The sequence below is a fragment of the Pseudomonas sp. AP19 genome, from assembly GCF_001728855.1.
Lineage (GTDB): Bacteria > Pseudomonadota > Gammaproteobacteria > Pseudomonadales > Pseudomonadaceae > Aquipseudomonas > Aquipseudomonas fluorescens.
This window is the reverse complement of sequence record NZ_LXJP01000018.1, coordinates 97402-109228: the sequence shown is the minus strand read 5'-3', so window position 1 is coordinate 109228 and position 11827 is coordinate 97402. Positions and strand designations below refer to the sequence as shown.

At 61.2% G+C, this 11827-nt stretch carries 10 protein-coding genes; 2 read left to right on the top strand and 8 right to left on the bottom strand.

Annotation, left to right across the window (positions count from 1 at the left end; translation table 11 throughout):
- Positions 1-310: 310 nt before the first annotated feature.
- Positions 311-571 (top strand): hypothetical protein, encoded by a 261-nt coding sequence (locus A7D21_RS15050; RefSeq protein WP_254847132.1) that lies wholly within the window; start codon positions 311-313, stop codon positions 569-571.
- Positions 572-624: 53 nt separating this feature from the next.
- Here A7D21_RS15050 and fdhA read toward each other — a convergent pair whose 3' ends face one another.
- The 8 genes from fdhA to A7D21_RS15010 form a co-directional block, all read right to left on the bottom strand.
- The gene (gene fdhA / locus A7D21_RS15045; RefSeq protein WP_069552026.1) at positions 625-1824 is read right to left on the bottom strand and encodes a formaldehyde dehydrogenase, glutathione-independent; all 1200 of its coding nucleotides are present in this window, start codon (positions 1822-1824) and stop codon (positions 625-627) included.
- 195 nt (positions 1825-2019) lie between these two features.
- Positions 2020-2877 (bottom strand): formyltetrahydrofolate deformylase, encoded by an 858-nt coding sequence (gene purU, locus A7D21_RS15040; protein ID WP_032883972.1) that lies wholly within the window; start codon positions 2875-2877, stop codon positions 2020-2022.
- Positions 2878-3000: 123 nt separating this feature from the next.
- Positions 3001-3633 carry a sarcosine oxidase subunit gamma gene (locus A7D21_RS15035; RefSeq protein WP_053258372.1) on the bottom strand — a complete coding sequence of 211 codons (633 nt, stop codon included), beginning with the start codon at positions 3631-3633 and terminating at the stop codon, positions 3001-3003.
- A gap of 122 nt (positions 3634-3755) precedes the next feature.
- The gene (locus A7D21_RS15030) at positions 3756-6773 is read right to left on the bottom strand and encodes a sarcosine oxidase subunit alpha (RefSeq protein ID WP_069552025.1); all 3018 of its coding nucleotides are present in this window, start codon (positions 6771-6773) and stop codon (positions 3756-3758) included.
- Positions 6770-7072, bottom strand: a complete 303-nt coding sequence (locus A7D21_RS15025) for a sarcosine oxidase subunit delta (RefSeq protein ID WP_027605979.1) — start codon at positions 7070-7072, stop codon at positions 6770-6772. Before A7D21_RS15025 ends, A7D21_RS15030 begins: the two co-directional genes overlap by 4 nt.
- Positions 7073-7087: 15 nt before the next feature.
- Positions 7088-8338: a sarcosine oxidase subunit beta gene (locus tag A7D21_RS15020; RefSeq protein ID WP_010207084.1), complete on the bottom strand. Its 1251-nt coding sequence runs from the start codon at positions 8336-8338 to the stop codon at positions 7088-7090.
- Between the two features lie 22 nt (positions 8339-8360).
- A complete protein-coding gene (gene glyA / locus A7D21_RS15015) occupies positions 8361-9614 on the bottom strand; it encodes a serine hydroxymethyltransferase (RefSeq protein WP_053258374.1) in 1254 nt (417 codons plus the stop codon).
- Between the two features lie 236 nt (positions 9615-9850).
- Positions 9851-10579, bottom strand: a complete 729-nt coding sequence (locus A7D21_RS15010; protein ID WP_053258375.1) for a TraX family protein — start codon at positions 10577-10579, stop codon at positions 9851-9853.
- A gap of 90 nt (positions 10580-10669) precedes the next feature.
- Here A7D21_RS15010 and A7D21_RS15005 point away from each other — a divergent pair, with 90 nt between their 5' ends.
- Positions 10670-11710 carry a low specificity L-threonine aldolase gene (locus tag A7D21_RS15005; protein ID WP_053258376.1) on the top strand — a complete coding sequence of 347 codons (1041 nt, stop codon included), beginning with the start codon at positions 10670-10672 and terminating at the stop codon, positions 11708-11710.
- Positions 11711-11827: the final 117 nt, after the last annotated feature.

Sequence of the window (11827 nt, the reverse complement as noted above, 5' to 3'; positions counted from 1 at the left end):
GGCAAGCCCGCTCCCACATTTGATTTTCATCGGCTGGGCGACTTGCTCATGGCGAAGGATGGCGCTTATAGTTCGGCGGTCGTCCATATGGCGACACGGGTTTGGCGACTCGGGTGAATGGTGCAAAAGCTTCTGCTTTTTTGCAGGTTCTTTTGCGTCCGCAATAGCTGCTTTCATGGTGGCTGTGCGCGGGAGACCTTCGGGTCTGCCGGTTCCATTCCCGGTTCGCCAACCTGCGTACAGCTGCCACCCAATTCGTTTGGCGACGAATAAGTGTGTAGCCCACCTCTACTTGAATGGGTTTTAAAACATGAACCGATACATGCCGCTCACCGGCCACGACGCCACCACTCCCTCCCTGCTCATCGACACCCAAGTCCCGCTCGACGTGCTCCATGATGCCGCCGTCTACCGCATCCGCGCGGTCACTCAAGTCATGGAAAACCTGGCGTTTCGTGAAGGATTGCAAACCGACAATTTGGTCCTCCAGGACTTCGCCCTGCTCTGCGCCATTCCGCTGCGAGATGGCTGTGATTTGCTGGATGTGATCAGTCGACGCTTACAGGCTTAAGCACCCGACGCAAAAAGGGCGACCCTAGGGTCGCCCTTTTATTTCGCCAACGCTTATGCCGCGCTGAACAGTTTGTGCGGATCAATCACAAACTTCTTCGGCACGCCCGCATCAAACTCGCCGTACCCACGCGGGGCGTCATCCAGGCTGATGACTTCGACGCCGACGATATCGGCAATATGAATGCGGTCCCACATGATCGCCTGCATCAGTTGGCGGTTGTACTTCATCACCGGGGTTTGGCCGGTGTGGAAGCTGTGGGATTTAGCCCAGCCCAGACCGAAGCGGATGCTCAGGCTGCCCATTTTTGCGGCGGCGTCGACGGCGCCCGGGTCTTCGGTCACGTACAAGCCTGGAATACCGATTTTGCCTGCCACACGCACCACGCCCATCAGAGAGTTGAGCACGGTGGCCGGGGCTTCGGCCTTGGCGCCGTCATGCCCGTGGCCACGTGCTTCGAAGCCCACGCAGTCAACGGCGCAGTCCACTTCCGGCTCGCCCAGCAGGGCGGCGATCTGTTCGTGCAGCGGGGTGTCGGTGGACAGGTCGACCACTTCAAACCCTTGCGCCTTGGCGTGAGCCAGGCGGATGGAGTTGACGTCGCCGATGATCACCACCGCCGCGCCGAGCAGGCGGGCGGATGCCGCAGCGGCCAGGCCGACCGGGCCGGCACCTGCGATGTACACGGTACTGCCAGGGCCTACGCCGGCAGTGACGGCGCCGTGGTAACCCGTCGGGAGAATGTCGGAAAGGCAAGTCAGGTCGCGGATTTTCTCCATGGCCTTGTCGCGGTCCGGCAGTTTCAGCAGGTTGAAGTCGGCATACGGCACCAGCACGTATTCGGCCTGGCCACCGGTCCAATCGCCCATGTCGACGTAGCCATAGGCGCCACCGGCACGGGCCGGGTTGACGGTGAAGCACACGCCGGTGTGTTGTTCTTTGCACGAGCGGCAACGGCCGCACGCCACGTTGAATGGCACCGACACCAGGTCGCCGATTTTCAGGTTCTCGACGTCGCTGCCCTTCTCGATCACTTCGCCGGTGATTTCATGCCCCAGTACCAGGCCGGTCTGGGCAGTGGTGCGGCCGCGCACCATGTGTTGGTCGGAGCCGCAGATGTTGGTGGAGACCACGCGCAGGATGACGCCGTGCTCAATCTTCCTGCCACGGGGGTCCTGCATTTTGGGATAGTCGATTTTCTGTACTTCGACCTTGCCGTTGCCGAGATACACGACACCACGATTACCAGACATGCTTTCACCTCGCTGTTGTTTTTATGGAACCGCGTCGCCCAGGCAGGCAGCGCGTTTAAGTGCTCGGGTTACAGATGCTGTTTTTGCGTTGTTGCTGATGGCCCCTTCGCGAGCAAGCCCGCTCCCACATTCGACAGCATTTCAAATGTGGAACCCGGTCAAATGTGGGAGCGGGCTTGCTCGCGAAGGCGTCAGTCAAAGCACCACAGTCCTATTGGCATTGAGAAAAACCCGCCGCTCAATGTGGTACCCAACGGCCCGGGCCAGTGTCAGCCCTTCAATATCGCGCCCCTTGGCAATCAAGTCCTCGGGATAGTGGCTGTGGTCCACCACTTCCACGCCCTGGGCGATGATCGGGCCTTCATCCAGGTCGTTGTTGATGTAATGCGCCGTGGCGCCGACCAGTTTCACGCCCTTGTTGTAGGCCTGGTGGTACGGCTTGGCGCCCTTGAACCCCGGCAACAACGAGTGGTGGATGTTGATCGCCTTACCATCGAGCTTGCGGCACAGTTCCGGCGACAGCACTTGCATGTAGCGCGCAAGAATCACCAGCTCCGCACCGGTCTCTTCAATCACTTGCCACACCTGACGTTCCTGGGACGGTTTGTCGTTAGGGTCGAGGGGGAAATGGTAGTAGGGAATCTGGTGCCAGTCGGCCAACGGCTTCAAATCGGGATGGTTGGACACCACCGCGACCACGTCCATCGACAGTTGACCGATACGCTGGCGGTACAACAGGTCGTTCAGGCAGTGATCGGCCTTGGAGACCATGATCACCACTTTTGGCCGATAGTTCGGCGCCGTCAGCTCGAAGATCATCCCAAAGGCTTCGCCACGGGTGGCCAGGCCATCGCGGAAAGCCTGCTCGTCGAAACCGTCGGGTTGGCGAAACTCCACTCGAATAAAAAACCGGCCCGAGAGGCGGTCATCGAACGAATGGTGCTCGGTGACGTAGCAGCCCTGCTCGAACAGGTAGCGAGTGACCGCGTCCACCGTGCCGAGCACGCTGGGGCAGTCGGCAGTCAAAATCCATGTATCGGGTGCGCGGCTCATTGTGCGTGACTCCTTGATCGTTCCCACGCTCTGCGTGGGAATGCCGCCATGGACGCTCTGCGTCCGCTCTTGGGCCGCGGAGCGTCCCGGGATGCATTCCCACGCAGAGCGTGGGAACGAGCGTTATGCAACGACATTCAGGCCAAATTCGGCTGACGCGTCCTGCAGCCACAACCACCAGTAATCCGAGAAGCTGCGACGAATCAGCAGTTCCCAGGTGTCCTCGGCGGTGTGACGGATCACCAGTTGCGACTTGGCGAACACCGTGCCCACCGCCTTGCCCACCGGGAAATTGTTGGGGTGCACGTCGTAGCTGGTGGACTTCATCAGCACGTCGCGCACATTCGGGCCGCTGAGTTCGAGAATCTGCTGGCCGCCACTGACGTTGACGATCTGGATATGCAGGTCGCCCAGGGCGGCACGCAGGTTTTGCTCGGCAGCGAATTCTTCACCGCTTGGCACAACCAGCAGCCATTCATCCGGGCCGAGCCATTGCAGGCTGGTTTCGCCGTTGACGATCACCTGCAAAGCGCCGGGCAGTTCGATGCCCACGGCTTTGTGCACGCCGGCCGCGAAAGCTGCGTCATGGCCATCGCCACGAATCGTCAGGTGGCCGAGGAGTTTCTTTTCACGCACGGTCACACCGGCGTTCTTGCGACCCTTGCCGACCAGGCTGGCGAGGTCGGCATGGTGCAGCGACGACTCGGCCTTGGCGCCGGTGGTGGGGCGTTGTTGGTATACGTTGGCTGCTGTCATAAAGCACCTTTCCTGATTCTGTTGTGCGGCTACTGGCGTCTTCGCGAGCAAGCCCGCTCCCACAGGGGAATGCATTCCAAATGTGGGAGCGGGCTTGCTCGCGAAGGCCGCGCCTCGGTCTATCAGATGTTCTGGCGATCGCCTTTCGGGTCAAAGAACACCGAGGACACAATCTCTGCCTCGATCACGCTGCCATCCGCCTGCGGTGAGAACACTCGCTCACCCATGCGCTTCAAGCCGCCCTTGACCACCGCCATCGCAAACGAATAACCCAGCGAGTTGTGCGCGTAGCTTGAGGTCACGTGGCCGACCATCTTCATCGGGATCGACTGCTTGGGGTCGAACACCAACTGTGCGCCTTCCGGCAGCCATACAGTCGGGTCAATCGGCTTCAGGCCCACTAACTGCTTACGCTCTTCGCGCACGCAGTCTTCACGGTTCATGCCGCGCCAGCCGATCCACGAGAACGGTTTGGTACGGCCTACGCACCAGCCCATGTTCAGGTCGTCCGGGGTCATCGAGCCGTCGGTGTCCTGACCAACGATGATGAAGCCCTTCTCGGCGCGCAGTACGTGCATGGTTTCGGTGCCGTACGGGGTCAGGTTGTACTTCTTGCCCGCCTCGACGATCTGTTCCAGCACGCCCATGGCGTAGTCGGCCTGCACGTTGACTTCGTACGACAGCTCGCCGGTAAACGAGATACGGAACACCCGTGCCGGTACGCCGCCGACCAAGCCTTCTTTCCAGGTCATGAACGGGAAGCCGTCCTTGTCCAGGTCGATGTCGGTCACTTCGCTCAGCAGCTTGCGGCTGTTGGGGCCGGACAGGGTCATGGTCGCCCAATGGTCGGTGACCGAGGTGAAGTACACCTTGAGGTCTGGCCATTCGGTCTGCTGGTAGATTTCCAGCCACTGCAATACGCGCGCTGCGCCGCCAGTGGTGGTGGTCATCAAGAAATGGTTGTCGGCGAGGCAGGCGGTGACGCCGTCGTCGAAGACCATGCCGTCTTCCTTGCACATCAGGCCGTAGCGCGCCTTGCCCACATCGAGCTTGGTCCAGGCGTTGCTGTAGATGCGGTTGAGGAACTCACGGGCATCCGGGCCTTGAATATCGATCTTGCCGAGGGTCGACGCATCCAGCAGGCCGACGCTGTCGCGCACGGCCAGGCATTCGCGTTTCACCGCCGCGTGCAGGTCTTCACCGTTGCGCGGGAAGTACCAGGGGCGTTTCCACTGGCCGACGTCTTCAAACTCGGCGCCGTTTTTCACGTGCCAGGCTTGCAGCGCGGTATAGCGCACCGGTTCAAAGATGTGCCCACAGTGGCGGCCCGCGACGGCGCCGAAGGTGACCGGCGTGTAGTTCGGGCGGAACATGGTGGTGCCCATCTGCGGGATGGTCACGTTCAACGAGCGCGCGGCAATCGCCAGGCCGTTGACGTTACCCAGCTTGCCCTGGTCGGTGCCGAAACCCAGCGCGGTGTAGCGTTTGACGTGCTCGACCGACTCGAAACCTTCGCGGGTAGCCAGTTCGATGGCGGCGGCGGTCACGTCGTTTTGCAGGTCGACAAATTGCTTCGGCGCCCGGGCAGTAGCTTTTTCGTGAGGCACCTGGAACAGCGCCAGCGTCGGCTCTTCCAGGCGGCTCAAGGCTTTTGGCAGCGTGCCTTGCACGGGCGCGAAACCGGCTTCGCTGGCTGCGCGCACGCCGCCTTCAAAACCATCCGCCAGGGAATCACCTAGGCCGTAGACGCCGTTGATGCCACCGACGCACACGCGTTTTTGTGGGGCTTCGCCCGGTACAAAACCGAGGATGTCTTCACGCCAGGTCGGCTTGCCGCCCAAGTGCGAGGCCAAGTGAACAACCGGGCTGTAGCCGCCGGAGCTGGCCACCAGGTCGCAGTCCAGCCACTCGCCGGGGCTGGTGACTTTATGCGCTTTGACGTCGATCGCCGCCACGCGGGCGCCGGTCACGTGCTTGCTGCCACGGGCCTCGATCACAGCGCTGCCGGTGAGGATGCGAATGCCTTTGGCACGCGCCTCTTCAACCAATGCACCGCGTGGGTTATGGCGAGCATCGGCCACCGCGACAACCGCAAGGCCTGCATCGAACCAGTCCAATGCAACGCGGTAGGCGTGGTCGTTGTTGGTCGACAGCACCAGTTTTTTGCCCGGTGCCACGCCGTAGCGACGCACGTAAGTGGAGACTGCGCCGGCGAGCATGTTGCCCGGCACGTCGTTGTTGCCGTACACCAGCGGGCGCTCGCACGCACCGGTCGCCAGCACCACACGCTTGGCGCGCACACGATGGATGCGCTGGCGCACCACACCAATCGGCGCGCGGTCACCGAGGTGGTCGGTGAGGCGTTCGTGAATGGTCAGGAAGTTATGGTCGTGGTAACCGTTGACGGTGGCGCGAGGCAATAGCAGCACGTCCGGCAGGGCCTTGAGTTCAGCGATCACACTGGCGACCCACTCGGTGGCCGGCTTGCCGTCGAGGCTTTCGCGGGAGTCCAGCAAAGAGCCGCCGAATTCTTCCTGCTCGTCCGCGATGATCACTCGCGCACCGCTGCGCGCAGCCGCCAAGGCTGCCGCCAGACCGGCAGGGCCGGCGCCAACAATCAACACGTCGCAGTGACGGTTCATGTTGTCGTAGGTGTCCGGGTCGTTCTCGGTCGGCGAGCGACCAAGGCCTGCGGCCTTGCGGATGTACTTCTCGTAGGTCATCCAGAACGATTGCGGGTACATGAAGGTTTTGTAGTAGAAGCCCGGCGGCATCAGCTTGCCGCCGACCTTGCCGAGAATGCCCATCATGTCGTTGTTCACGCTCGGCCAGCCATTGGTGCTGGTGGCGACCAACCCTTGGTAGAGCGCCTGTTGCGTGGCGCGCACGTTGGGAATCTGGGTGGCTTCGGTGGCGCCGATTTGCAGCACCGCGTTCGGCTCCTCGGCACCGGCGGCAAAAATGCCGCGTGGGCGCGAGTATTTGAAGCTGCGACCGATGATGTCGACGCCGTTGGCCAGCAGGGCTGCGGCCAGGGTGTCACCTTCAAAGCCTTTGTAGCTCTGGCCGTTGAAGGTGAACGTCAGGACTTTATTACGGTCGATGCGGCCACCGTTGGACAGGCGATTGATCTGGCTCATACCTTCTCTCCAGAGGCCTTGGCGGTAAATTGCGGCTTCTCGCCGATCTTGTAGGTTTCAAGTATTTCGTAGGTCACGGTGTCGCGCGTGGCGTTGAAATACTGGCGGCAACCGGCAGCGTGAATCCACAGTTCGTGGTGCAGGCCACGGGGGTTGTCGCGAAAGAACATGTAGTCGCCCCACTCTTCATCGGTGCAGGCGTTCGGGTCCAGCGGGCGCGGGATGTGCGCTTGGCCGGACGCGTGGAATTCCTCTTCGGAGCGCAGTTCGCCACAGTGAGGACAGAAGATATGCAACATAGGGAATTTCTCCTGTTAGTGGGCGACGGCCGCAGCGCCGTGTTCATCGATCAACGCACCGTTGTGGAAACGGTCGATGGAAAAAGGGGCTGCCAATGGGTGCATTTCACCCTTGGCCAGGCTGGCGGCAAACACGTTGCCTGAGCCTGGCGTGGCCTTGAAGCCACCGGTGCCCCAACCGCAGTTGAAGAACATGTTCGGCACCGGGGTCTTGGAGATGATCGGGCAGGCGTCCGGCGTGGTGTCGACGATGCCGCCCCACTGACGGTTCATGCGCACGCGCGACAGCACCGGGAACATCTCGACGATGGCCTGGATGGTGTGTTCGATCACCGGGTACGAGCCGCGCTGGCCGTAGCCGTTGTAGCCGTCGATACCGGCACCGATCACCAGGTCGCCCTTGTCGGATTGGCTGATGTAGCCGTGCACGGCGTTGGACATGATCACGCTGTCGATAATCGGCTTGATCGGCTCCGACACCAACGCTTGCAGCGGGTGGGATTCGATCGGCAGGCGGAAACCGGCGAGCGACGCCATGTGCCCGGAGTTACCGGCCGTGACCACACCGACGCGCTTGGCGCCGATAAAGCCTTTGTTGGTTTCCACGCCGATGCACACACCGTTTTCCTTGCGGAAGCCGATCACTTCGGTCTGCTGGATCAAGTCCACGCCGAGGGCGTCAGCGGCGCGGGCAAAGCCCCAGGCCACGGCATCGTGACGGGCCACGCCGCCGCGACGTTGCACGGTGGCGCCAAGCACCGGGTAGCGCGTGTTTTTCGAGCAGTCGAGGTACGGGATTTCGTCGGCCACTTGTTTGGCGTTGAGCAGTTCGCCGTCCACGCCGTTGAGGCGGTTGGCGCTGACGCGGCGCTCGGAATCACGAATGTCTTGCAGGGTATGGCACAGGTTGTAGACGCCACGCTGGGAGAACATCACGTTGTAGTTCAGGTCCTGGGACAGGCCTTCCCACAGTTTCATTGCGTGTTCGTACAGGTGCGCCGACTCGTCCCACAGGTAGTTGGAACGCACGATGGTGGTGTTGCGCGCCGTGTTGCCGCCGCCCAACCAGCCTTTTTCGACTACGGCCACGTTGGTGATGCCGTGCTCTTTGGCCAGGTAATAGGCGGTCGCCAGACCATGCCCGCCACCGCCGACGATGACCACGTCGTAGACCTTTTTAGGGGTCGGCGTGCGCCACATCTTCTGCCAGTTTTCGTGGTGGCTGAGTGAGTGCTTGAAGAGGCCGAAGCCCGAGTAGCGTTGCATAGTCATTACTCCAAAACCGCGCTCAGCGATAAACCGGGAAATCAGCGCACAGGGCAGACACGTGCTTGGCCACGTTGGCCTCGACGTCGGCGTCGCCGAGGTTGTCGAGGATGTCGCAGATCCAGCCGGCCAGTTCGATGCACTGCGGCACTTTGAAACCACGCGTGGTCACCGCCGGGGTGCCGATGCGCAGGCCCGAGGTCACGAACGGCGACTGCGGGTCATTCGGCACAGCGTTCTTGTTGACGGTGATGTGGGCGCGACCGAGGGCGGCGTCCGCCTCTTTGCCGGTGAGGCCCTGACGAATCAGGCTGACCAGGAACAGGTGGTTATCGGTACCGCCGGACACTACATCGTAGCCGCGTTTGATAAACACGCTGGCCATGGCCTGGGCGTTGTCGATCACTTGTTGCTGGTACGCCTTGAAACCTGGCTCCGCCGCTTCCTTGAAGCACACAGCCTTGCCGGCGATGACATGCATCAGCGGGCCGCCCTGGGCACCCGGGAACACCGCGGCGTTGAGTTTCTTTTCAATTTCTTCGTTGGCCTTGGCCAGGATCAAACCGCCACGTGGACCGCGCAGGGTCTTGTGGGTGGTGGTGGTGACCACGTCGGCGTAAGGCAGCGGGTTCGGGTACAAACCAGCGGCTACCAGGCCGGCGACGTGGGCCATGTCGACGAACAGCAGCGCGCCGACCTTGTCGGCAATCGCGCGAAAGCGTGGGAAATCCAGGGTTTTGGAGTAGGCGGAGAAACCGGCCACCACCATCTTCGGCTTGTGCTCGACCGCCAGGCGCTCAACTTCGTCGTAGTCGATCAGGCCGGTGTCGGTGTTGATGCCGTATTGCACCGCGTTGTACAGCTTGCCCGAGGACGACACTTTGGCGCCGTGGGTCAGGTGACCGCCGTGGGCCAGGCTCATGCCGAGGATGGTGTCGCCGGCGTTCAACAGGGCCAGGTACACCGCGCTGTTGGCGGACGAGCCGGAGTGCGGCTGCACGTTGGCGTAATCGGCGCCGAACAACTGCTTGGCGCGCTCAATGGCCAGGGCTTCAACCTTGTCCACGTGCTCGCAGCCACCGTAGTAGCGCTTGCCCGGGTAACCTTCGGCGTATTTGTTGGTGAGGCCGCTGCCTTGCGCTTCCATCACACGTTTGCTGGTGTAGTTCTCTGACGCGATCAGCTCGATATGATCTTCCTGACGCTGCTCCTCGGCATTCATCGCCGCCAGCAGTGCGTCGTCATATCCCTGGATCTGGTCTTTTTTGCTGAACATCGCGTCTCTCCCAGCCTTTCGTATTGTTAAGGCCCGTGCAGGGCCCTTTGATGCGATGGTAGGGCTGGCGCAGACAGGTCAAATGCCTACGGACGCCACGCAAAGGTGCGTTTACGACATTACATGAGCGACACGAAACAAATGTGGGAGCGGGCTTGCTCGCGAAGGCGGTGGATCAGCTTGCACACTTGCCTGCTGACACACCGCCTTCGCGGGCAAGCCCGCTCCCACAAGGGTTAGGCGATGATCTTGCGCACGAGTAGCAACATCAGGAAATGCAGTGGGTACAGGGCATACGCCCAACGGCGCATGGCCGGAGGCGAGACGTTTTTGGCCTGTCGCAACAAGACCAAACCGGCCAATGGCGCAATCAGGCAAGCGCCCAGCCCGAGCAGCGCAACGAGGCTGCCGTTATTGAGCAAAACTTGCCATTGGTTGGCAGCCACGCAGACCAAACCCGGTAACAAGCTGAAATACCATGGCCGACTGAACACCAACAGCATGGCCAACGGCAGCAGCACACCGAAAAAGCCGAACATCAGATGCGTGGTAAACACAGCCCCGACTGCAACGGCGATCAGCGCCAAACCTCGATCAAAAAACGTCTTTTGCTGCCATCCTCGGGCAACGAGCAGGCCCAGCGCCAAGGTCGGCAAGACGTTTAATGTATCGGCATCGTCGATAAACATTCGGTACGGCACTTCGCTGACCACACTGAACAGCAACAGCCACCCCAGGTAGCGCCACTGGCCGCTCACCGGTGCATGCCGGACCCGGTGCACATTGGCCGCAATCGCCAGGCAAAACCACGGAAACGCCAGCCGGCCTGGCACATACAGGCCATCGAGGCTCAAACCGACATAGCGCAGGTGATCCAGCACCATGCTCAGCAGCGCCAGCCACTTGAGCAAATCCAGCGCGCCATCCCGGACGCGTCCGACAGGAATCGTTTCAGTACCGTGCATAATTCCCCAGTGACTTTGCATTTACAGTGCGTGCGCACCCTGGACAATCTTGGTTACAGTGCGCACCAACATCGACCACAGGAATGGGCCATGACCGACAAGAGCCAACAATTCGCCAGCGACAATTATTCGGGCATCTGCCCGGAAGCCTGGGCCGCCATGGAACAAGCCAACCAAGGCCATCAACGCGCCTACGGCGATGATGAATGGACCCACCGCGCCGCCGACGGATTCCGTGATTTATTCGAAACCGATTGTGAGGTGTTCTTCGCCTTCAACGGTACAGCCGCCAACTCCCTGGCACTGTCCTCGCTGTGCCAGAGCTACCATAGCGTGATTTGCTCGGAAACGGCCCACGTCGAAACCGACGAATGCGGCGCGCCGGAGTTTTTCTCCAACGGTTCCAAGCTCCTCACCGCTCGCACCGAAAACGGCAAGCTGACCCCGGAATCAATCCGCGAAATCGCCCTCAAGCGCCAGGACATTCACTACCCCAAACCCCGCGTGGTGACCCTCACCCAAGCCACTGAAGTCGGCAGCGTGTACACCCCGGAAGAAATCCGCGCGATCAGCGTCACCTGCAAGGAACTGGGCTTGAACCTGCACATGGACGGCGCGCGCTTCGCCAATGCCTGCGCGTTCCTCGGCTGCTCCCCGGCCGACCTGACCTGGAAAGCCGGTGTGGACGTGCTGTGCTTTGGCGGGACGAAAAACGGCATGGCGGTGGGTGAAGCGATCCTGTTCTTCAACCACACGCTGGCGGAAGACTTCGATTACCGCTGCAAACAGGCCGGCCAGCTGGCGTCGAAAATGCGCTTCCTCTCCGCACCGTGGGTGGGCTTGCTGGAAAACGACGCCTGGCTCAAACACGCACGCCACGCCAACCACTGCGCGCAGTTACTGAGCAGCCTGGTAGCGGATATTCCCGGCGTGGAATTGATGTTCCCGGTGCAGGCCAACGGCGTGTTCCTGCAACTCTCGGAGGCGGCCATCGAAGCGTTGACGGCCAAGGGCTGGCGCTTCTACACCTTCATCGGCAAAGGTGGCGCACGGTTCATGTGTGCGTGGGATACCGAGGAAGAACGCGTAAGAGAATTAGCCGCGGATATACGGGAAGTGATGAACGCTTAACGTAGGAGCAAAACCAGCGCGTACTGGCCGATCGCCGAGACTGTTTTTTGATATTTCTGACAGCAGCGAACCCCGCTTTCGTTGACTAGCCTCTTGGAACCCGGAAGGAAAAGGCCG